At 64.4% G+C, this 22,668-nt stretch carries 20 protein-coding genes; 5 read left to right on the top strand and 15 right to left on the bottom strand.

Features of this window, described 5'->3' with window-relative positions:
- Positions 1-96: 96 nt before the first annotated feature.
- The 13 genes from GSQ89_RS26295 to GSQ89_RS26235 all read right to left on the bottom strand — a co-directional run bounded on the left by GSQ89_RS26295 (position 97) and on the right by GSQ89_RS26235 (position 13,551).
- Positions 97-1,089: an SDR family oxidoreductase gene (locus GSQ89_RS26295; RefSeq protein ID WP_158930854.1), complete on the bottom strand. Its 993-nt coding sequence runs from the start codon at positions 1,087-1,089 to the stop codon at positions 97-99.
- A 3-nt stretch (positions 1,090-1,092) separates the two neighbouring features.
- Positions 1,093-1,533, bottom strand: a complete 441-nt coding sequence (locus GSQ89_RS26290) for a PPC domain-containing DNA-binding protein (RefSeq protein WP_158930852.1) — start codon at positions 1,531-1,533, stop codon at positions 1,093-1,095.
- Between the two features lie 93 nt (positions 1,534-1,626).
- A complete protein-coding gene (locus GSQ89_RS26285) occupies positions 1,627-3,993 on the bottom strand; it encodes a PAS domain-containing protein (RefSeq protein WP_158930850.1) in 2,367 nt (788 codons plus the stop codon).
- Positions 3,980-4,642: a chemotaxis protein CheX gene (locus GSQ89_RS26280; RefSeq protein WP_158930848.1), complete on the bottom strand. Its 663-nt coding sequence runs from the start codon at positions 4,640-4,642 to the stop codon at positions 3,980-3,982. The genes GSQ89_RS26285 and GSQ89_RS26280 overlap by 14 nt, the downstream gene beginning before the upstream one ends.
- Positions 4,639-5,001, bottom strand: a complete 363-nt coding sequence (locus GSQ89_RS26275) for a response regulator (protein ID WP_254073377.1) — start codon at positions 4,999-5,001, stop codon at positions 4,639-4,641. The genes GSQ89_RS26280 and GSQ89_RS26275 overlap by 4 nt, the downstream gene beginning before the upstream one ends.
- A 77-nt stretch (positions 5,002-5,078) precedes the next feature.
- Complete coding sequence (locus GSQ89_RS26270) at positions 5,079-5,267, bottom strand: hypothetical protein (RefSeq protein WP_158930844.1); 189 nt, start codon at positions 5,265-5,267, stop codon at positions 5,079-5,081.
- Positions 5,264-7,174 (bottom strand): chemotaxis protein CheA, encoded by a 1,911-nt coding sequence (locus GSQ89_RS26265; protein WP_216856404.1) that lies wholly within the window; start codon positions 7,172-7,174, stop codon positions 5,264-5,266. The genes GSQ89_RS26270 and GSQ89_RS26265 overlap by 4 nt, the downstream gene beginning before the upstream one ends.
- Positions 7,171-7,560 carry a response regulator gene (locus GSQ89_RS26260; RefSeq protein WP_158930842.1) on the bottom strand — a complete coding sequence of 130 codons (390 nt, stop codon included), beginning with the start codon at positions 7,558-7,560 and terminating at the stop codon, positions 7,171-7,173. The genes GSQ89_RS26265 and GSQ89_RS26260 overlap by 4 nt, the downstream gene beginning before the upstream one ends.
- On the bottom strand, positions 7,553-8,407 hold the full coding sequence (locus GSQ89_RS26255; protein WP_158930840.1) for a protein-glutamate O-methyltransferase CheR: 855 nt from the start codon (positions 8,405-8,407) through the stop codon (positions 7,553-7,555). The genes GSQ89_RS26260 and GSQ89_RS26255 overlap by 8 nt, the downstream gene beginning before the upstream one ends.
- On the bottom strand, positions 8,397-9,020 hold the full coding sequence (locus GSQ89_RS26250) for a HEAT repeat domain-containing protein (RefSeq protein ID WP_158930838.1): 624 nt from the start codon (positions 9,018-9,020) through the stop codon (positions 8,397-8,399). The genes GSQ89_RS26255 and GSQ89_RS26250 overlap by 11 nt, the downstream gene beginning before the upstream one ends.
- A gap of 1 nt (position 9,021) precedes the next feature.
- Positions 9,022-10,104 carry a chemotaxis-specific protein-glutamate methyltransferase CheB gene (gene cheB, locus GSQ89_RS26245; protein WP_158930836.1) on the bottom strand — a complete coding sequence of 361 codons (1,083 nt, stop codon included), beginning with the start codon at positions 10,102-10,104 and terminating at the stop codon, positions 9,022-9,024.
- Positions 10,101-11,636, bottom strand: coding sequence for a chemotaxis protein CheW (locus tag GSQ89_RS26240; protein WP_158930834.1), 1,536 nt, complete (start codon positions 11,634-11,636; stop codon positions 10,101-10,103). Before GSQ89_RS26240 ends, cheB begins: the two co-directional genes overlap by 4 nt.
- Positions 11,629-13,551 carry a methyl-accepting chemotaxis protein gene (locus GSQ89_RS26235; RefSeq protein ID WP_158930832.1) on the bottom strand — a complete coding sequence of 641 codons (1,923 nt, stop codon included), beginning with the start codon at positions 13,549-13,551 and terminating at the stop codon, positions 11,629-11,631. Before GSQ89_RS26235 ends, GSQ89_RS26240 begins: the two co-directional genes overlap by 8 nt.
- A gap of 532 nt (positions 13,552-14,083) precedes the next feature.
- Between GSQ89_RS26235 and glgA the strand changes: the two genes are divergently transcribed.
- Positions 14,084-15,595: a glycogen synthase GlgA gene (glgA, locus tag GSQ89_RS26230; RefSeq protein WP_216856403.1), complete on the top strand. Its 1,512-nt coding sequence runs from the start codon at positions 14,084-14,086 to the stop codon at positions 15,593-15,595.
- A gap of 42 nt (positions 15,596-15,637) precedes the next feature.
- On the opposite strand, the gene GSQ89_RS26225 is transcribed toward glgA, so the two are convergent.
- Positions 15,638-17,467 (bottom strand): lipase maturation factor family protein, encoded by a 1,830-nt coding sequence (locus GSQ89_RS26225; RefSeq protein ID WP_158930829.1) that lies wholly within the window; start codon positions 17,465-17,467, stop codon positions 15,638-15,640.
- Between the two features lie 146 nt (positions 17,468-17,613).
- Complete coding sequence (locus GSQ89_RS26220) at positions 17,614-18,570, bottom strand: LysR substrate-binding domain-containing protein (protein WP_158930827.1); 957 nt, start codon at positions 18,568-18,570, stop codon at positions 17,614-17,616.
- 124 nt (positions 18,571-18,694) lie between these two features.
- On the opposite strand from GSQ89_RS26220, the gene GSQ89_RS26215 reads away from it, so the two are divergent.
- The 4 genes from GSQ89_RS26215 to GSQ89_RS26200 form a co-directional block, all read left to right on the top strand.
- Positions 18,695-19,669 (top strand): ABC transporter substrate-binding protein, encoded by a 975-nt coding sequence (locus tag GSQ89_RS26215; protein ID WP_158930825.1) that lies wholly within the window; start codon positions 18,695-18,697, stop codon positions 19,667-19,669.
- The gene (locus tag GSQ89_RS26210) at positions 19,663-20,499 is read left to right on the top strand and encodes an ABC transporter permease (RefSeq protein ID WP_158930822.1); all 837 of its coding nucleotides are present in this window, start codon (positions 19,663-19,665) and stop codon (positions 20,497-20,499) included. The genes GSQ89_RS26215 and GSQ89_RS26210 overlap by 7 nt, the downstream gene beginning before the upstream one ends.
- Before the next feature lie 2 nt (positions 20,500-20,501).
- Entirely contained in the window at positions 20,502-21,296 is a 795-nt protein-coding gene (locus tag GSQ89_RS26205) for an ABC transporter ATP-binding protein (protein WP_158930820.1), read from the top strand.
- Positions 21,293-22,668 (top strand): hydantoinase/oxoprolinase family protein (locus GSQ89_RS26200; protein ID WP_158930818.1); only part of this gene is annotated, 1,376 nt, incomplete at its 3' end. The genes GSQ89_RS26205 and GSQ89_RS26200, both read left to right, overlap by 4 nt.

Genomic DNA, 22,668 nt, shown 5'->3' with positions numbered 1-22,668 from the left:
CTCCATTACTAAGGGGGCAATCGCTCGGCTTTTGGCTCTAACGGCAGATCGTTGGCGCGGTTTAGTGAGCGCGGCTAAAATCGCGGTAACACGCGGCTAGGTCCCGCGGCGTTTGAACAGAAGGCAGGCGCCGGCCGCCACACCCACCAGCACCGCCGCCCAGGCTGCATCGCGGTGACGGCTGGTGAACATCTCCCAACTGCATGTCATCGCCACACCATCGAAACGACCATGCGCGCCGTACGGTCCCTCGACGGGTTCGAACAAATTACCGGGAGCATCCGAATCGGACGGCTGGTTCGTCAGTTGGCCGGTGTAGCCCGTCCGGCCGAGATAGCGGTCCAGCAAGCCCGGAGCCAAGCGGTTCGCCAGGATCGCCTTCAGTGTGGGGAAACCCACCCAGATCTGCCGGCGCGGATTGAAGGCGCCGAAATAGATAGCGCGCGCCGCGACTTCGGGCTGAAAGACTGGCGGCACCGGTTGTGCTTTCCATCCCATCTTATTTCGGGCCCAGTCAAACTGCGGCGTGTTGATCGCCGGCAGATCAACCTCGGTCAGTGTTATGGCGATCTTGTCGTGGTAGAGTTCGGATCGCAGCGCATCCAGGAAGCCGCGGATGGCGAATTTGGCGCCGCAGTATATCGATTGCAGCGGCACCGACCGATAAGCCAGGGCCGATCCGACACAGACGATCGACCCTTTGTTGCGCGGCCGCATATACCTGAGCGCCGCCATCGTGCCATGCACCTGGCCGAGATAGGTGACCGCTGTCCCGCGCTGGAACTCCGCCGCCGTCAGCTTGTGAACCGGCGCGAACACCGTGGCCATGGCGACGTTGACCCAGATGTCGATCGGCCCGAATTCCTGTTCAACCCGAACCGCGGCGGCGTCCATGGCGTCGGCGTCAGCCACGTCGGTGGGGATTGGAAGCGCGCGCACACCCAGGCCGCGGCATTCGGCGGCGGCTTCCTCCAGCCTGGCCGGGTCACGTGACAGCAACGCAACATCGCACCCATTGCGGGCAAATTCCACCGCTGTTGCTCGGCCAACGCCAGCGCCGGCCCCGGTAATAACCGCTATCTTCGGCATGGCTTACGACAGATCGATGAATGCGAGTCCCAGATCCGCCCGCTTCTTCCGCCGAAGATGTGCGGCCGATTCGACCACGGTCACCTCCAGCGTGGGCAGCACGATGGCCTGCATCAGATGGCCGCCCCGGGTGGTTCCGTCGCTTAGACCCAGCACGGCGTGAACATGCAGGCTGGGCTTGCCGTCGTCGCCGGTCGCGATGTCGCCGATCAGGCTGAGGACTTCACATTGTTCCTTGACGGAAATGGGATGGTATTTGCGCTCCCCGATATCGAACCATCCCACCTTGGCACTTTCGAACGCCCCCAGCGCGGTCAACGACGCCGCGGTGAGATTGTTCTGTTCGGCAAAGCGGCTGATGCATGCGAAAGCCTCCTCGCCTTGGTCTAGGATCAAAACGAAGGTGCGCTGGTCGGCTTCCTGGGCGACACATTTAGATTTCATCGGCGTTCTCCGGTCATCACGCTGGAACGCGCCGAAGGCGACCCGGTTCGCCGGTCCCGATCCGGCCTGTTCGAAGATTTGATGATCTGCCGGCTACTCGACCGTGGCGGCCAGCATATCCCGTATCTTGAAAGCCAGCGCGTCCAAGGTAAATGGTTTCGTCACCATTTCCATATTCACGCCGAGGATATTCTCGCTGCTCGTCACATGTTCGGCGTACCCGGTGACAAACAGAATCCGCAGGTCGGGCCGGTGATGCCGGGCAAAATCGGCGAGTTGCCGTCCATCCAGTCCAGGAAGTCCGACGTCGGTGATCATCAGGTCAAGTCGGACGTTCGAGCTTAGGATCGGAACCGCGGCCTGCCCGTCGATCGCCTCGATGCAGGCGTAACCCAGGTCGCGCAGGACCTCGCCGATCAGCAGGCGAACGGACGAGTCATCTTCGACCAGAAGCACGGTTTCGCCTTCTCCACGCGGCGCGGCGTGATGCAGGCGGGGCCCTTTCACGTCCAGGGGACCGTGATAACGGCGGAAATACAGGCTTACGCTGGTGCCTTGACCCAGGGTGCTCTCGATCTGCACGTTTCCCTGCGTCTGCTTGACGAAGCCGTAGATCATCGACAGCCCGAGGCCGGTCCCCTGGCCAAGGGGCTTGGTGGTGTAAAACGGTTCGAACACTTTCGGCAGTGCGGCGGGGTCGATGCCCGTTCCTGTGTCGCAGACTTGAATCACCGTGTAGTCGCCGGGCTGGATCTCATCCGAACCCGACAAAATCGGGTATTCGACCACGACCCGTTTTGTCGTGATGGTCAGGCTGCCACCGCCCGGCATGGCATCGCGAGCATTGATCGCGAGATTGATGATCGAATTTTCCAGTTGGTTGGCGTCCGTGAGCGTCGGCCAGAGATCGGGATCCAATTCCACGGTCAGGGCTACGCGCTCACCCAGGGTCCGGCGCAGGAAATCCTCGATTCCACGGATCAACTGGTTGACGTCGGTCGCTTTCGTGTCGAGCGGTTGGCGGCGGGCGAACGCCAGCAGGCGGTGAGTCAACGCCGCGGCCCGATTTGCCGAAGCGGTCGCGGCATCCATGAAGCGCTGGACGTCCTCTTGCCTGCCCATGGCCAGCCGGCGCTTCACGATATCCATCGCCCCGATGATGCCGGTCAGCAGGTTGTTGAAATCGTGGGCAATTCCACCCGTAAGCTGGCCAATCGCCTCCATCTTCTGGGATTGCCGCAGTGCTTCCTCGGTGCGCGCCAGTTGGGCCTGTTCCTCCAGCCGGTCGGTGACGTCGTAGACGAACTGGAAGGCGGCAAACTGGACGCCGGCGGCGTCGCGCAGCGCATTGAACTTGAACTCATAGAAGCGCCGGTTGCCGGTGGACGCGCCAAACTCCTGGATCGTCGTGAAGGCTTCGCCAGCGAACGCCCGAGCCCAAAGGGTCTGCGTCAGGGCCTGATCCGCCGGGTGGTCGGCGAGCAGGTCCAGTATATTCATGCCGACCACCGGGCGCTTGCCGAACATACGTTCGAATGCCGCCGCGCTGGCCCTGTTCACGGCCAACAGGCGATAGTCGAGGCCCAGGACCTGGATGAAGGCGTCAGTGTTTTCGACGATATCCGCGAGTACCCGGCGTTCGGCCAGGTTGATCGCGACCCGTTCCTCCAGGGTCTCGTTCAACCGGCGAAGCGACTCCTCGGCGGCGTGGCGCTCATTGACGTCGCGCAAGATCACACTGACGAATGCCCGCGAATCGTTCGTCCAGCGAAATGCCGAGACCTCCACGAAACTCGATGTGCCGTCGGCGCGATGGATGACGAATTCCTGCGGGCGGCCCTGCGCTTCGCCGGTAAGGGCCGCGTGCCAGGTTGCGATCCAGGCGTCCTGGTTTTCGAACAAATCCACGACCGGCCTGCCCACCAATGTGGGCGTGGGGCAGTGGAACACGTCCGCGGCGGCGGGATTGGCGAACTGGATCAGCCCTTCGGTGTCGATCGTCAGGATCGCGTCCGGGGCATTGTCGACAACGGCGGCATAGCGCGCGTTCTGGCGTGCGCGCAGCACCTGATCGCGTTCGGCGGCGATGGAGACGTCAAAGATCTGGATAAGACAGTATTGGTACGGCTTTTCGCCGACGGGACGGACCGACAGATCGTGAATCAACGTGCGGCCCATACGCGTCTGCAACGGCAGCAACGATGGATGCAGGGAATGTGTCAGCAGGCTGGACGCACCCAACTGGATAGCGTCGGTCACGGCGGCATTCAGCCGTCGCAATGTCGAGCTGGGAAAAAGCTGCCCCAGGCGCTTGCCGGCGGCCTCCTGTAGCGCCGTGCCGGTGACCACCGTCATCCAGGCATTCCAGGTCAGCACGCAACCATCGCTGTCCAGGACGATCAGTCCGCTGTCCAGGGCATCGAAGATGCCGGCCCAGAAGGCGCTCTCAGTGCCGTGCATCGGACGGGGGTGCGGCCGAACCGGTCGTCCGTGCGATGAATTCCTCGAGCAGCCCATGCAGTGCCGCGATCGAGGGCATGTCCATGAGCATCACGATGTACCCGGCGATATCCCTCTGCTTTATAGAGAAATCGATATGCAGGAACACGACGACGTCCCCGGCTGCCGGCGGCGGGGGCAACGTGAAGAAATCGGATCCGTTGCCGCGCAGGATCTCCGGCATCGACATTTTCAGGCTGCGTTCCAGTAGATTGGCGATTGTCGCCATGCACCCGTTCAGGATGATGTTGCCGGTTTCGGCCAACGCCTCCTGCTCAAGTTCGATGATTTCTTCCAGCGACAACTCGCCCCCGGTGACGGCGCGGACGAGTTCAAGGCTTTTGACCTCGGGAAAGATAAGCAGCACGCGCCCGGTTATTTCGCCTTCGAAGATCTGGTGGACCGCGACCAGCTTGGACCCTTCACGCTGGTCCAGTAACGCGGCGGCTTCCATGCGTCCGATTAGCTTGACCAAGGGCACGCTGAGATGAACCTGCTCACCCACCATTTCACGCAGGTTCACCGCGGCCCGGCCAACGCCCAGGTTCACAAGTTCGGTCAGCGCGTCCAGTTCCAGCGCACTCAGGATGTTTGTATTGGAGGTATTCATGAACCCTGGGCCTTTAAGCGCACCAGCGCTTCAGCCAGGAACCTGGCAAGCGCTTCCTGAGTCACGGGCTTGGACAGAAATGCCGCGCCCGTCAGATGGGAACGGGTAACGATCTCCGTCTGATAGTTCGCCGAGATGATCGCGACCGGCATTGCCGGCTTGCGCTCGCGCAACTCCGCGGCGAGTTCCAGACCATCGCGTCCGGGCATGTTGAAGTCGAGAATAGTGATATCGATCTCGTCCGTTTTCACCGATGCCAGCGCTTCGTCGGCGTTGACAGCCTCAATCTGCGTCCAGTCCGGATGCAGTGTGCGCAATACCTTGGCGACCGCCATGCGCGCCAATTTGCTGTCATCCACGATCAAGACCCTGTAACTCATCGTCCTTAGCCCTACTTTCGCCTGGTACACAGTAATATCGACGCTTTACCCATCATCTATGCGCCGGACCGGGAGCGGCGAACAGACTCTCCATCGTCTATCGGGGGCGCAGCGAGCATGGTCAAGAAAATGTTACGCGATGTGCCGGGATAATCGAGCAGGTGACGTGGCAGACATTCCGCATCTTCGATCAGGTCAATTTCTTTCAGCGCGATCGCCGCCTCGTCCAGAAGCTGGGCCGTCACCGAAGCAATTCCTCTACGTCCAGCACAATCAGTACTCGGCCGTCGCCAAGCAGGGTGGTGCCGGCGATCCCCGCCGTACCCGACAACAGTCCATCCATCGGCTTGAGCATCGCATCGATCCGCTCACCCAATCTGTCCACAGCCAAACCCACGAGGTCGCCACCCATCGCTATCACCACGACAACGGTTTCAGCGGCGGAAGGGCGTCCGCGTTCGATTCCGGCGACGGCGGCCAGATCGAACAATGGAACGATTTGCTTCCGCAAGGCAAAGGCGTGCGCGGCCCCGACCGGCATGATTTGTCCTTTGCCGATCTGCACCGTCTCGATCACGCAGTCCAGGGGAATGCCGAACATTTGACCCCCGGCCTGCACGGTGATGATCCGGGTGATTAACAAAGTGAACGGCAGGACGAAGCGGACCGTGGTGCCCTGCCCCATGCGGCTTTCAACACCGACCGACCCGCCGAGACGCCCAACCGCGGTCCGCACCGCATCCATCCCGACGCCCCGGCCCGACACGGTGGTGACCCGCGCCGCTGTCGAGAAGCCGGGGGTGAAGATCAGGTCGACGATTTCCGCGTCATTCATCGCGGCCAGCACCCCGGCACTCGCAACCCCGCGTTCCTCGGCGAGCGCTCGGATTCGCGACACGTCGATGCCGCGGCCATCATCCTCGATTTCGACGATCACCTGCTCGCCGACGCGGGCCGCCCGCAGCCGGATCGTGCCTGGAACGGGTTTTCCGGCGGAAACCCGTGCGTCCGCGTCTTCCAGCCCATGATCGGCGGCGTTCCGCAGCACATGCAGCAACGGCTCGAACAGGTTTTCCACGATCTCCTTGTCCGCTTCGGTGTCGTCGCCTTCGGTCAGCAACTGGATCGGCTTGCCGAGATTGCTGCCCAGGTCGCGCACGACCCGGGGAAAGCGCTGGAAGACCTCCCGCAAGGGCAATACCCGGATGCGGAGAACGGCGTGCCGCAGATCGGTGGCCAGGCGATCGAGCTGACCGTGCTGGGCTTTCAGGCGAGCCGCCAGTTCCGCCGGATCGGCGCCGGATTCGGCCAATCCGCAGAGCAGGCCGATGGCACTTTTGACGGTCGTCAGTTCGCCCGCCAGCCGGACCAGGGTATCGATCCGCTCCACATCCACCCGCAAGGCGCGGGCCCCTACCTCTTGGGCCGGCCCTGTGCTGTCCATGAGATCGGGGCCGACATCCGAACCGGGGGTGGTCCAGGTTCCAGCAAGAATGGTCCGGATGGTGGCGATCAGCGGCGCCGGATCACCCGCCGCCTCCACGCCCGCCAGTGCTTCGCCCGTTGCGACCGGCCGGCCGATATGGCGCAGCACATTCGCCACGACACGGCCGGCGGAGGCGAGATGGCCGGGAAAGCCACGCGGCTCCGAGGCATCGAGCATGAGCTGCTGCGCCTTAAGGATTTCGCGGCAAAGCGCGGTCAGATCAGGGGTGACCTGGTCGACCGCACCCCTATCGGCGACGGGACGCGGTATCGACGCCGAGGCTGCCGGTGCGCGGTCGAACCGGGCCACCATGGCATCCGCGTCCGGATCCGCATCGTCCGGAAGCTCACCGCCGGATGCCTCGATGGCGTCGAGCCATCGCACCACCTGATCGAGCGCGGACAGGCAATCGCCGATCAGGTCCGGCGTCAGCGATCGGATTCGGGCGCGAACGGCCGACAACGTGTCTTCCGCGGCATGCAGGCCGCGCGCCATGGCCGCGAAATCGACGATCCCGGCCGATCCCTTCAGCGTATGGACCGCTCGGAATACGCCATCCAGATGGGTGGCCTCACCGGGATGCGTCTCCAGCGCCAGCAGGTCGGCCACCGCCTGCTCGACCAGTTCGCGCCCTTCGATCAGAAACTGTTCAATGAACGGGTTCAAGCGACGCAGCCGCTTAAGATACGCGCGTGCAGGACCAACTGTTCCTGACCGACCGGTTTGGTGAGATAGAAGTTGGCGCCGGCGATACGAGCGGCGTGGATATCCTGCGGACTGGATTCCGTGCTGGTGATCAGGACCGGGATCGATGCGATCGCGGGCGTCTGGCGCCGCAAAGTCCTTATGAACGTCAAGCCGTCCATTTGCGGCATGTTCACATCGACGATCAGAAGGTCAACCGGAGCGGTCAATAGCTTCTCCAACGCCTCGATCCCGTTCAGGGCTTCATCCACGTCGAAACCCGCGCCCTGCAGCGCTTCACGGTAGTACATTCGCACAAGGCCGGCATCCTCGACGAGCAAAACGCGCTTCTTCTGGTCCTCAGCCACGGGCGCCCTCCATCGGCCGCTGATAGACAATGGCGTCAGCATAACGACACACGTCGAACAGCGGCGAAATGCGGCTCATGGATTCGGCATGGCCGAGGCATATGAAACCGCCGGGTTCCAGGTTTTCATACAGGTTTTCGGCCGCCAGCCGGCGCGAGGCATCGTCGAAGTAGATCAGGACGTTCCGGCAGAAAATGACATCGAAGCGCCCATGCGCCCGGGTTTCGGCCATTTCGACAAGGTTGACCGTGGAAAAGCTGACGGACTGCCGCAGGTCTTCCACGATCCGCCATTGCTCTCCATCCAGTGGTTCCAGGTATTGGTTGACCAGGCGGGGCGGCAAGTGCATCAGCGCGCGCTTGCCGAACACACCGGCGCGGGCGGCATCCAGCACCTGGGTATCGATATCCGATCCCACGATATCGATGTCGTAAGCATCCACCTCCGGCCAGTTTTCAAGCAGCCATATGGCGATGGAGTAGGGTTCCTCGCCTGTCGAGCAGGGAACCGACCATATGCGGATCGGCCGGCCGCGCGGTTTCGTCCGTATCCGTTCGCGCAACAGATCCGAGGTCAGGCACCGCAACTGGTGCTCCTCGCGGTAGAAATAGGTTTCATTGACAGTGAAAGCATTGATAAGCTGTTCGATTTCGTCGCCGCTATCGGCGCGAAGACGAGCAAAATAATGGGCGTAGGAGGTGAATCCCGTGGCCTGCAGGCGTTCGGTCACGCGGCGCTGTACATAGTACCGCTTTGCCTCGGTGAAAACCATGCCGGTACGGCGGTAGAGGAATTCACAAAGGACGCGGAACTCTTCCCCGGTTACCGGGGGGACGTCAGCCGGCATCGTCGGCCTGGACGCTCACGCGCTGCAGCGCCACTTTGACGGCAAATCCGATGAAGGGCTGTTGCGGAAAGCGCTTGGCGCAGCGCCGCAGTGCCGGTTCGGCCCCGGCCTGGCCGATCTCCGCCAGCACGTCGATCGCGGCGGCGCAGACATTGGCGTCGGTTTCGCGGTCCAACAGGTCGCACAGCAGGGAGGTTGCTTCGGCCGGCGCCAGGCAGCGTGCGATCTCGCAGCTCAGGATGCGCACGTCCGTGTCGGCGTCGCTCAACAGATCCGGAAGCCGGGGCAGCACCGCGCGGGGCATGGCCCGCAACGCGTCGAGCGCGCCCGTTCGCGTATCGGCATCGTCCGCCCGAAGACAGGGCAGTACGGCGTCCACACTGGCGGGGGTCGCGACGCGGGTCAGGCTGGTCAGTATCGCGGTCCGCACGCGTGCGTCGGTTTCGCTGCGCAGCGCCGCGCCCAGCGCCTCGACACCGCCAGGCAGGGTGGCAGCCGCACGGGCCGCGCCCCATCTCTCGCCGTCGGTGCCGCCGGTCAGCAGCGCGAAGCTGTCGCGATCGTCCTTCACGTTCGCTGGCGCTTCGGGCGCACCTCTCCGGATCAGCGGCATGCTAGCTCACCAAACGTAAAAGCCGGTCGGCGATGCCCGGAAGCGGTACGACCCAGTCGGCGCCGCCTGCTTTCACCAGTTCCCCCGGCATGCCCCAGATCACCGCTGTCTCCTCGGCTTCCGCGATCGTCCTGCCGCCGCGTTCGTGCAACAATGTCAGAGCGTCGGCGCCATCGTTGCCCATCCCGGTCATCAAGACGCCGATCAGCCGGTCGGGCGGCAAGTGTTCCATCGCGGTCCTTACCAGGCGATCCATACTGGGATGCCAAGGGTAGCCAACCTTGGGTGCTACGACCGTTGCCACAAGACCCGAGGTCCGGCGGGTCACGACAAGATCAAGTCCGCCCTGTCCGATATACACATGTCCAGGCACCGGACGTGTGGGCCGCGTCAGTTCGGAGACGTTGAGCGGAGAAATACCGTCCAGACGGCGGGCGAGCGGACCGGTAAAATTTCTCGGCATATGCTGCGCGATCAGCACCGGCCAGGGAAAATCAGACGGCAAGCGGGTCACCAGCGCTTCCAAAGCCGGCGGTCCCCCGGTCGAGGTCCCCACCAGCACAAGGCCCTCACCTTCCGCTGGTGTGGAAGACGGCCTGTTCGCCCGCGGCAGACGCGCGACAGTGCGCGGTGGCGGACTTCCGCCCACCTGATGGCGCACCCGATCCCGCAGCCGCAGGCTGGACCGCAGCTTGGCGCTGGCCGCGCCACGGACTTTCGCGACCAGGTCGGGGCCCCATTCCGTCATATGCAGCGACACGGGTCCGTTCGGCTTGGGCACGGAGTCGACCGCGCCCAGGCGAAACGCCTCCAGCGTCGCGTCGACGTCATCGGCCATCAAGGATGCCACGATCACCACAGGCGTGGGACGCTCCACCATGATGCGGTCAAGGCAGGCCAGGCCATCCATTTGCGGCATGTGAAGGTCGAGCGTCACCACATCGGGTTTGACGCTTCTGAGTTGCTCCAGAGCCTCGAGGCCGTCACGGGCGAAATGCACCTCGAAATCGGCCTCCGCCGCGAAGACCTGCCCGATCAGCTTGCGCACCAGGGCCGAGTCATCGATCACCAGCAGCTTGGTCACAAACCCGCCTGTTCGGTCTCGACCTGGAACGCGTCGAGCAGCCCTTGTTCCGCACGCGTCAGCAGTTCGGCGGGATCAAGGATCAGCACGATCCGGCCGGCCTGTTCCAGGTTGACGATGCCATTCACCAGCCGGGTCGCCTCCCCGGTCAGGTTCGGCGCGTCCGCGATCGCATCGGTGTCGGTCCGCATGACCTCGGTAACGCCGTCCACGATCAGCCCCGCCCGATGATGCGCCGTCCGGACCACGACAAGGCGGCGGCGCGATCCATCCTGCAACGGCGCCATGCCGAAGCGCAGGCGTTGGTCGACGACGGGAACCACCTGGCCGCGCAGATTGAACACACCTTCCAGGAATGCCGGCGTATTCGGCACTTTGGTGATCTGCGTGGGCATCCGCGTGACTTCGTCGACGACGCCGATCGGCAAACCGAACTCGTCACCGCCGAGACGGAAGATCAGGAATGTCACCGCTTCATCCGCGCGGTGTTTCTCCGCACCGCCGCCGACCTGGTCCGCGTCGCGGCCTTGCATCAGACGCTCCATGATTTCCCCCCGGAACAGCATGTCGGGCGCCAGGATCGAGACCAGCTGCTGTCCCGCCGAACCCCGGTAGATGGCGCGTATGCGCGCCTCACCGCCGATGCGTGCCGCGAGGGCCGACGGTGTCGGCTCGATCAGGTCCGGGTCGGCCGGCATGATCGCGCGCATCCGGTCGACCACAAGGCCGACAAGTGCCCCGCGAACCATGACGACGACGATCTTTGCCGTGTCCTGCCATGCCTGCGCCGCCGGAAGCCCCAGCAACCCACGCAGGGAGAACAGCGGCAGCAACGTGTCGCGATAGCGTGTCACACCCAGCGCCAGGGACTCGCTGCCGGGAACGATGACGCGTCCGGCGGGCACCGTGACGATTTCCAGGACGGCGTCCAGGTCCAGGGCATAGTCCTGGCCGGCGACCTCAAAGCTTACCAGCTTGTGGAAATCGGCGGCCGCGTTCGCGATGTCGTGTCTGGCGTCTTGCCTGGTAGCCATGGGCGCATGGCCTGCCGGATGCGCCCTCGGCGCGAACGCTGTCGCCAGCAGGCCCTGGATGTCCAGGATCTTGGCCACGGTCCGGTCGGTGCCGGTGTGGAAAGCGCCGCGCAGCCGCTCCCCCGGTTCGGCCGCGATCGTCGCCTGCGTCGTTTCCACATGCTGCGTGCCGATCGACACCAGGGCATCCACCGAGTCCACGACGAATGCCACGGGCACGGAGCCACTGAGCACGATCGTGCGGGAGGCGTGGCCGATCTCCCCGGTTCCCAGGCCCAGCAGGCCGCCCAGGCTCGCCACCGGCAATACCGAACCCCGCAGGTTGGCGATCCCGAGCAGGCCGCGTGGACTGTGGGGGACGCGTGCATAGAGCGGCGTGCGGACGACCTCTGCCACCTCCTCCACCGGCAGGGCGTAGAGGGTCGTTTCGCACCGGAATGTCAGGAAGCGCTGCTGGCCGTCGTCCGATCCGGCAGCGGACTGTGCTGGGTCAGCCATCCCGGCGCTTCAGTTCTTCGGCAAGCGAGGCGATCTCCTCGACCGCCGCGGCGAGGTCTTCCGCGCCCCGTGCCTGCTGCGACGATGCGGTGGCTGCCTGCTGGCCGGCCGCACTGGCTTCCTCGGCCGCCGCCGCGATCTGCCGAGCGCCGGCCACCGACTGGGCCGCCGATTCCATGATTGCGTTGGCACCGTGCAGGATCGCGGTATTGGCGGCACCCATCGCGCGAACGTCGCCGGCGAGCTTGTCCAATGCGGCGAAAATCACCCGGTTGTTCTGGATTTCGGACTCGGTGCTCATGACCATTTGCTCGCACTCGCGCCGGAGCGACGCGATCTGATCGAGAATCCCGCGCACGGTGTCCTTCACCCGATCCACGCTGGTCGCGGATTCCCGCGCCAGACCGCGAATATCCGCCGATACCAGGGCGAATCCGCGCCCCGCCGCGCCGGCCCTGGCCGCTTCCACCGAACCGCTGACCGCCAACATGGTCGTCTGCACCGCGACCAGTGCGATGGCGTCGACGATCTTCTCGATCCGCCGTCCGGTCACTTCCAGTTTGCCGATGATCGTAATGCTGGCCCGGGTGCTGTCCGCGGTCGCGGTCACACCTTGCATCAGGCGTTCGACGGTGGTGCGGCCGGCCTTGAACGAGGCCTCCATTTCGTGGATCCGCTGTTCCGCCGCGGTCGCTCGTCCTTGCGCCAGGGTGGCACTGGCCTCGATCTGGGTCATGGCCGCCGAGGCCTCATGGGTGCTGACGGCCTGTTGCCGGGACCCGCGACCGATCTGCTCCACCGCGGCCATGATTTGCGTCGCGGCGCTGGACAGTTCCTGGATCGTCGCCGACAGTTCCTCGGACATGCTGGCGATTTGTTCCGCGGCCGACGTTTCGGCGGCTTCGATTCCCAGGTCGGCGGCCAGGGCCGCCAGGGCATGTGCCGCCACCTGCCCCTGCTCCAGCGACTGCGCCTGCTGCTGGATCGCCGCCCGCGCTTCGCTGGCCGCCGCTGCCTGCTCTTCTGCTGCGCTCGCCACTTGCTCCGCACCGCGCTGGGCTTCCGTTGCCGCACGTTCCGCTTCCAGCACGGCGGTCAGGATGTCGTCGCTGCCTTGGGCAAGGCGGGCCATCTCATCCCGCACAGCATTCAGCGTTTCAACCGCGGCGATGCCGGAGCGCGCCTCGGTGACGGCGGTTTCCGCGGCAAGCCGAATGGCCGCGACCACCCCCCTCACGTCGCCTTGAACGGATTCGGCGAGACCTTGAACGTCTTTGGCGCTCTGTTCCGACGTTTCTGCCAGCGCCCGCACCTCATCGGCGACGACGGCGAAGCCACGACCGTGATCGCCGGCCCGCGCCGCTTCGATAGCGGCATTGAGCGCGAGCAGATTGGTCTGATCGGACATGCGGCCAACCGTTTGGGTGATTTCGCTGATGTCCTGGGCGCGTCGCTCCAGCTCACCAATGATCTGAATGGAGGCTTCCTGGCGTTCGGCGTTGCGTTCGATCGCCCGCACCGACGCCGTGATCTGGCCGACGGCCTCACCCAGGGCGCTGCGGACGGTGTCGGTGCCCTTGCGTGCCGTATCCGCCTGCGCGCGCGCGGTGCCGAGGTTTCCGACGATACTTTTGATGGCGGCCGATTGCTCCTGCGCGCCACCAGCCGCCTCTTCCGCGCCGCTGGCGATCTGTTCCATCGACCGGCGCAACTCTTCCGCAGCAGCAGAGGCCTCGGCGAGACCGCTGGCCAGCTCTTCTGTTGCCGCGGCGACGCGTTCGGCGATCTTGTCATCCCGGGTTGCCGCGGAGGATCGTGTTTTGCCGCCGTTGGGTGTCACGAGCCGTGGAGACCCGGCCGGAGCCGGCTGCTTTCCGCCGGTAGGCGATATCTTTGAGGTTTTTACCAGGGGCATGCCATTCTCGATATCGGTGAACATCACCGGCTGACCCAAGTGACGCCTGGCGACTATATTCCATTCCACCCGGGGCACCAGGGCACTGCGCCATTCGACATGTGGGCACGATTCACGCGGTTTTCGGCAACCGGAAACGGGTGTGATGACCGTCATTTTACCGCGTCGATATTTGGTTCGGTTCAGCCCAAACTGTCCCGATTGCATGACAGAAAGCCTTCCGGTCCCCAGCCGGCCGAGGCAAGTGATTCTACCGTATGGATTACCGTTACAAACGAGGAAAATTCGGAACAACCCGTTTTGTAAACACAATATATTGAAGATATGTGATCGCGATTCCGTGTCCAGCCGGTTTGGATTGTTACCGTTTGGACAATTCGGACTCGATAACAGAAGTTTGCGTTGGCGGTCCAGGAAACACGCCCGATCCTTGGCGGTGCGGCTTGTGTGATGTCGGGGATAATTGCTGACGCCATAAGCCACGATCGATTGCACGCGAATGGACCGTCCGGGTCCTGAAGGTCGGGGTCTGGTGTCGGCAATCAAAGCACTTTTCGTCACCAGCGAAGTCGCTGGCCTCGCGAAGGCCGGCGGGTTGGGCGAGGTGTCGGCCGGCCTGCCCCTGGCCTTGCGCCGGCGGGGCATCGATATCCGGGTCCTGATGCCGGCATATCGGGAGGTTATCGCCAAACTTCCCGATATCGACTGGTTCGGCACCCTGCCAGGCCGCGCCGGCATCCCCCCTGCCCGTCTGGGCGAAGCTCGGCTGGCCGACGGCACGATCCTGTACCTGGTCGCCGCGCCATCGCTGTTCGATCGCCGCGGCACCCCATACTGCACGCCGGAGGGTGCCGACTGGCCGGACAACCACCTGCGGTTCGCGCGCCTGTCGCTGGCAGCGGCGGACATCGCGGCGGGGCGGGGCGGATTGGCGTGGACACCGGACATCGTGCATGCCAACGACTGGCCGGGCGGCCTGGTGCCGGCCTATATGCGCTGGGACGGCACCGATGTGCCCTCGATCCTGACCATTCATAACATTGCGTATCAGGGCAATTTCGACGCCGGCCAACGCCACGGCCTGGGCATCCCTGACGCCGCCTTCGGCATGCACGGCGTCGAGTTCCATGGCCGTGTGTCGTTCCTGAAGGCCGGCGGCTTCTACGCCAGCCATGTCACCACCGTCAGCCCGACCCATGCGACGGAGATCACCACAGAAAGCCAGGGTGCCGGATTGCACGGGCTGATGCGCACGCGCGCCGCGGCCGGGCAGTTGTCGGGAATCGTCAACGGGATCGACGAAAGCTGGGACCCGGGCAGCGACCCGCATCTGCCGCATCATTTCGACCCCGTTGACCTGAACGGCAAGCAGGCAAACGCTGACGCGGTGCGCACCGGGCTGTGCCTGCGGCCCTCGGTGGGACCGCTGTTCGGCATCGTGTCGCGCATGGTGCACCAGAAGGGCCTGGACTTCGTCGCCGAGGCCGCCAACGACATCGTCGAAAATGGCGGCCAGATCGCCATCCTGGGGCTGGGCGATCCGGAAATCGAACACATGCTGAGCCGCACGTCGCGACGGCATCGCGACGATATCGGCGTGCTGATCGGCTTCAACGAGCCGATGGCTCGGCGGATCGTGGCCGGCAGCGACTTCACCTTGATGCCGTCGCGCTTCGAGCCGTGCGGTCTGACCCAGATGCAGGCACAGCGTTATGGCGCGCTGCCGATCGCCCATGCCACCGGCGGGTTGGCCGACACGATCGATGACGGAGCCACGGGATTTCTGTTCTCCACGCTGTCTTCCGGCGGGCTGGTAGCGGCGTGCCACCGGGCATTCGACGTTTATGGGGACGAAGGGCAACTGGCGGATATGCGGCGCGCGGCGATGGCGCGGTGCTTCAGTTGGTCGGGCGCGGCGGCAGAGTATGAGGCGCTGTACCGGCGTTTGGCCGGGCCCCGGATGGCGGCGATCCGACCGCGGCCGCGAGCCGTGGAGCAGCCGATCACGGCTTGCGATACCGCCTTCCTGGAGCCGGCGGCCTAGATGTTCGTTTGACCTGCCGCCGCTGCATGGACCGAGGCAAGGTCAGTTGTTGCTAAGGTGTGACACGGGGAAATACAGCCCCAGCAATCGCCGTTGCCAGAACTGGCCTTTTGCGTGTTCCTGACTGTCGGCGAAGCGGTATTCATAGAACTGCGCGCGCACATACAACGGCTGTTTATTGGGGAAAGGGTTCGTTTTCAGCAGCGCAAGCACCGAGGGTTCGTTCTCCAGCAACCGTTGGAGGAAATGCGAGAACCATGGCAAATGCTGTGGATCGTCGAGCGCGGCGAACCACATCTGCCAGTCCAGGCGCGGCTGGTGCGGGATGTTCCAGGACGGTGGGCGAGTGACATCGCCGGGCTTGTAGCGGAATTCGTAGTCACGCCAGTCGATGCCATCATACGAACCCTGAACGATGATCTCATCACGCTCCGTGGTCATCACGGCGAACAGGCCGTAGGCGTTGGCAATGTGCAGCGGCTCGATCACACGGTTGACGGCTTGCGCCACGGCGGGCGGATCGCCGCCGAAGCGCTGATCCATCTGCACCAGGCTGCAGATGACGATGAGTATTCCCAGGGCGTTGATAGCGACAGCGTTCAGCGTTCGCGGTGGCCGGATTTCTCGAGGGGACGGCAAGCGCCGGAGTGCCGTGTTTCGTAATGCCGCGTCATCGAACAATATCAGGCACAGCAGCATGGTTTGGAGATTGAACCAATTGTAGTTCCCGGTGAGGAGAATGCAGGTCTCCAGCAGCAGCATGCCGATGGCGGCGCAGAACCGCAGCCTCCGTGGGCAGAAGATCAGGAACGGCAGGCAAAGTTCGATGAAAAGCATGCAGCCGACGGCGAATTTCAGCACGCCAGACGGCAATTGCGCGGCGTACCAGGCGAGCGGCGTGGGCAGCGGTTGAGTCACGAAGTGATAGGTTAGCGCCGACAGGTTCCACCAGTTGGGATCACCGCTCGACAGCTTGACGACGCCGGACATGAACATGAAGCGGAACAGCAGCCAGCGCAGCAGCCAGACTCCCGGCACTCTGGCGAAGCTCATCAGCAGGGCCGTGAAGCCGGTTTCCAGCAGGAACGTGTCCCACTGAAAGGTCATGAAGACCTGGCCGGCATAAAACAGCGAGAGGTACAGCCCATAGAGCACCAGCAGGCTGATACGCGGCACGACATTGAACGCCAGGAGCAGCGAAAATACGGCTCCCGCCCAGCAGACCGCCAGGATGGCGAGATCGCTGCTGTTCCACCAGAACACCATCGGCACCAGCCAGAAGCGCTGGGTGCCGAGTTCTCCGGCGACGGCGTCGACCCAATCGGTCAGCGGAAGAATCCCGTGGCTGCCAATCAGCCCTTGCGCCTGCACGCCGAAGGAAACGAACGCCGACAGGTAAATCAGGCCGAGCAGGCGGAGGAAGAAGGCGGCGGTGAGGTCGTAGCGTGGCGGTTCGTGTTGCTTTCCCCACAGCAGGAGACTGACGCGGTAGCATGCCGAACGGTGGGCGGCGATGAATCGGTAGGCCGTCTCGGAGATGGGCGCGAACCCGGGCAGACTCCGGTAAAGCCTGAGCCAGATCCGGTTGTTTCGTGCATGGCTCAAGGTCAGGAAGCTGGCTTCGGCGGCGCTGGCGCGATGGCCGTCGGGCGTGATGTACTGGACCGCGCGCTGAAAATCACTGGTTGGGATCGTGGGATAGTCTGCACCTGCCTGCTGGTACGTCCGGTACTCGACCTGATCGTGGGTGAGTTTCTGCCAGTAGCGGGCCCAATAGCCGCAGAATCCGCAGTCACCGTCGTAGATCAGGACGGGTCGGGGGCCTTGCGCCTGACCGGCAGCCTCGGACGGATGTTCTTGCGTCTCTTGCATGATCTGACAACGACCGGGGCTGCGTGGCACATTCGAATCCGGTCTCGCGTGGGTGCCGACAAAGCCGATGCGGCTACCATTTTCGGCGAGAGACCATTTCCCATTTATCATCAATGGGGCGGCGCTTCCACAAGCGGCCCTTCGCTTCAATTGACTGAATGCATGATCCGCCGTTGAGGCGCCTCGCCAACACGACTGCGACAGGCCTGCTCCAATGACCGGATCAGTATCCGGGCACTCGCCGAAAGCGGATGCCGCTCGCGATAGAAGATCGCCACGGAACGCCGCAGCGCGTCGGACTGCACCGGCAACCGCACCAGCGATCCCTCCGCCAGTTCCCGCGCCATGACATGCGCCGGCAGCACGCCAATATGATCGGTTTGCAAGATCACTGACTTGGTGAACTGCACCGATGTGCTTTCGATACGAGCCAACGGCGGCGGCACCGCAGCGGCTCGGAAAAACTGTTCCAGGATCGGCCGGTGAATCGCATCGATCATCGGAAACACCCAAGGATAATCGACAAGGTCCTTCGCTGCCACCTGGGTCCGCGTGCTGAGCGTGTGTCCGGCTCGGACGATGATGGACAATTGGTCGCGCAGGATGATGCGTCGCCGCATGCCAGGTTCCGGCTCGCCGATACGCCCGCCACCCTGTTCGGCCAGACCGATCACGAAGTCGAACTCCCCACGCCGCAGCGCCGGCAGCAACTCGAAATGATTCTTCTCCACGACCCGCACCGCAATCCGGGAAGACCGGTTGCTGGCAGCGGCCACCGCGCTGGCCACCAGGCTGCCGGCCACACTTGGCAGCGCACCGATCTGCACGAAGGCCTGGTCCAGCCCGCGCAGCCGGTCGATCTCCATGCGCGTGTGCTCAAGCTCCGCGCTGACGGCCCGGGCATGGCTGTAGACCGTCTTGCCGAACGCGGTGATGGAGACACCGGTGCTGCCGCGCTCCAGCAGCTTCACGTCCAGCTCCTGTTCCAGCAGGCGCAGACTCTTGGTCAACGCCGGCTGCGACAGGCCCAGCCGCACCGCCGCTTTCCCCAGGCTGCCTTGTTCGACGACCTCGGCGAAATAGCGCAACTGCCGCAGATCCATGACCGCTCCCATAACCTTTGGTTATGGGCCGGGAACCGTAGATATGAGACAGCCGGCCGGCAACCCGGCATATTACGTCCACCAAAAAGACCAAACGCGAAAACGGGACGCGGGGGAAGAAAACGTGCAACGTCGACAGGTCATTCTGGCGGGCGCCGCCGCCGCGAGTGCATTCGCCATCGGACGCGGGGCTCGGGCGGACACACCCACCATCCGCATCGCCAATCTCGACATCGGGCCGTTCGCCCCCGTCGCCTATGTCAGCAAACTGGCAGACAAATACGGCATCAAGGTCCAGATCACCGGCTTCCGCACCGGCCTGCAATCCGCCCAGGCAGTGTCCGGCGGCGCAGCCGACATCGGCGTCGGCGGTGTGGAGGCGGCCGTGACCACGATCGCCGGCGGCACCCCCGCGACGATCATCGCCGGCTGCACCAATGGCGGCCTGGGCTGGATGGCGCGAAAGGATTCCGGCATCAAGACGGTCACCGACCTCAAGGGCAAGAAATTCGGCGTCATCCGCGGCTTGCATGAACTGGTGATGAAAGCCGAATTCGCAAAATTCGGCCTGACCTCTTCGCAGGATCCGGGGTCCGATGTGCAGGTGTTCTACATCAACGCTCCCCCGGCGGTGCCGGTCGCCCTGCGCAACGGCGACATCGACGCCGGCAGCGCGCCGGAGCCGTTCCCGACGATCGCCGAACAGCAAGGCTATGCCGTCCGGATGCCGCCGCCCTACGACACGCCGCTGCTGAACCTGCCGCGCGCGCTGTTCGCCAGCCACGATTTCCTCACCCGGTATCCTGACGCCGCGTCACGCTTCGTCACCGCCTATGTCGCCGCGATGAAGACCTTCCGCGACGAACCCAAGGTCGCCGAGGACTTCGCGCTCAACGACGCGCTGAAAGGCGCGATGACAGCCCATGACTGGGAACTCACGCTGCCGAACCAGGGCTGGGACGTCGCGTTGTCCGTGCCCACGGTGCAGTCCTACATCGACCTCGAGAACAAATACGGCATGATCAGGAAGTCGATGAAAGCCCAGGACATCACCGACCTTTCGATGCTGGAAAAGGCAAAGGCCACCGTCGGATGGTAGAGCAGGTCCGCGTCCTGGACGGCCATACGATGGCCGAACCGGCGCGGCAGAAACCGGCGGCCGCAGCGGGCGCGATCTTGGTACCGGTGTTGCGCATCGGCGTGCCGGTGGCGCTGCTGGTGCTATGGGAAATCGCCGTCCGGGCCGGGATCATCCCGGCGCGCTTCTTTCCCGCTCCATCCGCTTTGTTCGCCGAAATCTGGGCCGACCTGCTGTCCGGCAAACTGGTGGTCGACACGCTGTCGAGTCTTAACCGCCTGGTATGGGGCCTCTCCATCGGCGTGGTGCTTGGCGTTGCCTTCGGCATGGCCATGGCGCTCTGGCGTCAGGTGGACGCGGCCCTTGGGGTCACCGTGCATGTGCTGCGGGCGATCCCCCCCATCACCTGGATCGGCTTTTCCATCCTGTGGTTCGGCCTTGGCAACCGCCCCGCGATCTTCCTGATCGTCCTCGGAACGGTCTTCCCCATGCTGCTCAACACCTATGCCGGGGTGAAGCAGGTGGACGTGATCTACCTCCGAGCCGCCCGCAACCTGGGGGCGCACGGTTTCCTGTTATTTCGAGACGTGGTGCTGGCCGCGGCATTGCCCAGCATTCTCACCGGCCTGAGGGTCAGCCTGGGCCTGGCCTGGATCCTGATGGTGGTGGGCGAGTTGATCGCCGTCCCCGCCGGCCTGGGCGACACGCTAATGCGCGCCCAGGACTACGACCAGACCGACCGGATGCTGGCCTACATGATCCTGATCGGCTTCTACGGCTATCTCTCCGATCTGCTGCTAGCGGCGGTCAGCCACCGGCTGCTGCGCTGGCAGCGCGGTATCGAGGGCTGACCATGCCAGCCATTCTCGACATCTCGGGGTTGACCAAGGTCTTCCCCGCCCGCCACGGCCGAGCACCGGTGCATGCGCTGAAGCACATCAACCTGATGCTGGACGAAGGCGATTTCATCGCGGTCATGGGTCCGTCCGGCTGCGGCAAGAGCACACTGCTCAACATCGTCGCCGGCTTCGACCGCCAGGATGACGGAACCTGCCTGGTGCGTGACCGTCCGGTCAGCGGCCCCGGCCCGGACCGTGGCATGGTGTTCCAGGAATACGCGCTGTTCCCGTGGATGACGGTGGAACGCAACATGATCTTCGCCATGCGCGCCGCCGGCAAATACAACGCCGAGGCGCCGGCGCGCATCCAGGCGACGCTGGAACGCATGGGCCTCTGGCAGTTCCGCCAATCCTACCCGAAACATCTGTCCGGCGGCATGCGCCAGCGCCTGGCGATTGCCCGCATCCTGGCTATCGATTCCCCCATGATGCTGATGGACGAACCGTTCGGCGCGCTGGACGCCCTGACCCGCGCGGTCCTGCAGGCGAACCTCGTCGAACTCTGGCAGGAAACCCGCAAGACCGTCCTGTTCATCACCCACAGCGTAGACGAAGCGCTGTTCCTGGCGGAGCGCGTCATCGTCATGACGCCGCGCCCCGGCACCATTGTGCTGGACCGCCGCATCGACCTGAAGCGCCCGCGCGACGTCACCACACCCGAATTCAACGACCTCAAACGCGAGATTCTCACCATGATCAGCCCCAGCCTACACGTTCCGGGCCTGCACGCCGACGAGTCCGTCATATGAAGACCGTCGCGATCGACATCGGCGGCACCTTCACCGACCTCGCCGCCCTGGACCCGGAAACCGGCGCGCTGACCTTCGCCAAGTGCCTGACCACGCCGCCGAACTTCGACCAAGGGGCGCTGGACTGTATCGCCGAGGCCAACATCCCGGGCACCGACATCGAGGTGCTGCGTCACGGCACCACGGTGGTGATCAACGCCCTGCTGGAACGCAAGGGCGCGCGCACCGCACTGGTCACCACCGAGGGGTTCCGCGACATTCTGGAAATCGGGCGCGGCAACCGCCCGGAATCCTTCAACCTGTTCTACCACCGCATGGAGCCGCTGGTGCCCCGCGCACTGCGCTTCGAGGTCCCGGAACGGCTGGACGCGCGCGGCGGCGTGCTGCGCGAACTTGACGACGCGGCACTGCCCTTACTCGTTGAAAAGCTGCGCGAGTCCGGTGTGGAAGCCGTCGCCATCTGCCTGCTGCACGCCTGGCGCAATCCGGTGCACGAACAGCGCATCGCCGCGTATTTGCGCACGCACCTCGACTGCTTCGTGTCCGCCTCGCACGAAATCTCGCGTGAGTTCCGCGAATACGAGCGCACCTCCACCGCAGTGCTGAACGCCTATGTCGGGCCGAGCACCGCTCACTACCTCGCCCGCTTCGGCGACAGCCTTCGTCACGCCGGATTCTCCGGCAACCTCTATCTGATGGGCTCCAACGGCGGCGTGCTGACCGAGGATGAGACCCGCGTTCGCCCACTGCTGCTGGTGGAATCCGGCCCGGTGGGGGGTGCCGCCGGTGCGGCCGAGATCGGCGCGCAACTGGGTCTGAAACACCTGGTGGCGTTCGACATGGGCGGCACCACAGCCAAGGCGGTGCTGATCGAGGATGGCGAGGCAGTCGTTTCGCCGCTCTACTGGGTCGGCGGCTACGATCGCGGCTACCCGGTGCAGGCAGCCGTGCTGGACATCGTGGAAGTCGGCGCCGGCGGCGGGTCCATCGCCGGGTTGAACGAACTCGGCTCGCTGCAGGTCGGCCCGCGCAGTGCCGGCGCGGCGCCCGGACCGGCCTGCTATGGCCGCGGCGGCACCGAACCGACCGTCACCGACGCCAATCTTTGGCTCGGGCGGCTGGACGGCGACCGCTTCCTTGGCGGCACGATGAAACTCGACGGGGACTTTGCCGATGCTGCCCTCGGGGGCCTGGCGCACCGGCTGGACCAGCGCATCGAATGGCTCGCCGCCGGCATCCTGGAGATCACCACGCTGACCATGGCCACCGCGGTGCGCCGGGTGACCATCGAACGCGGCTTCGATCCACGCGACTTCGCCATGGTCGCATTCGGTGGTGCCGGCCCGCTGCACGCTGTGGCGGTGGCCCGCGA

Origin of the sequence: Acidisphaera sp. S103 (genome assembly GCF_009765975.1) — a bacterium.
Classification (GTDB): Bacteria; Pseudomonadota; Alphaproteobacteria; order Acetobacterales; family Acetobacteraceae; genus Rhodopila.
Note: the sequence above shows the minus strand (reverse complement) of the source record. Positions and strands in the feature narration are given on the sequence as shown.

Excerpts from the sequence above, each read along its gene's own strand:
- GSQ89_RS26295 (WP_158930854.1), bottom strand. The coding sequence starts at position 1,089 with ATGCCGAAGATAGCGGTTATTACCGGGGCCGGCGCTGGCGTTGGCCGA.
- GSQ89_RS26290 (WP_158930852.1), bottom strand. The coding sequence starts at position 1,533 with ATGAAATCTAAATGTGTCGCCCAGGAAGCCGACCAGCGCACCTTCGTT.
- GSQ89_RS26285 (WP_158930850.1), bottom strand. The coding sequence starts at position 3,993 with ATGCACGGCACTGAGAGCGCCTTCTGGGCCGGCATCTTCGATGCCCTG.
- GSQ89_RS26280 (WP_158930848.1), bottom strand. The coding sequence starts at position 4,642 with ATGAATACCTCCAATACAAACATCCTGAGTGCGCTGGAACTGGACGCG.
- GSQ89_RS26255 (WP_158930840.1), bottom strand. The coding sequence starts at position 8,407 with ATGCCGGCTGACGTCCCCCCGGTAACCGGGGAAGAGTTCCGCGTCCTT.
- GSQ89_RS26250 (WP_158930838.1), bottom strand. The coding sequence starts at position 9,020 with ATGCCGCTGATCCGGAGAGGTGCGCCCGAAGCGCCAGCGAACGTGAAG.
- GSQ89_RS26240 (WP_158930834.1), bottom strand. The coding sequence starts at position 11,636 with ATGGCTGACCCAGCACAGTCCGCTGCCGGATCGGACGACGGCCAGCAG.
- GSQ89_RS26235 (WP_158930832.1), bottom strand. The coding sequence starts at position 13,551 with ATGCCCCTGGTAAAAACCTCAAAGATATCGCCTACCGGCGGAAAGCAG.
- GSQ89_RS26225 (WP_158930829.1), bottom strand. The coding sequence starts at position 17,467 with ATGCAAGAGACGCAAGAACATCCGTCCGAGGCTGCCGGTCAGGCGCAA.
- GSQ89_RS26220 (WP_158930827.1), bottom strand. The coding sequence starts at position 18,570 with ATGGATCTGCGGCAGTTGCGCTATTTCGCCGAGGTCGTCGAACAAGGC.
- GSQ89_RS26210 (WP_158930822.1), top strand. The coding sequence starts at position 19,663 with ATGGTAGAGCAGGTCCGCGTCCTGGACGGCCATACGATGGCCGAACCG.
- GSQ89_RS26205 (WP_158930820.1), top strand. The coding sequence starts at position 20,502 with ATGCCAGCCATTCTCGACATCTCGGGGTTGACCAAGGTCTTCCCCGCC.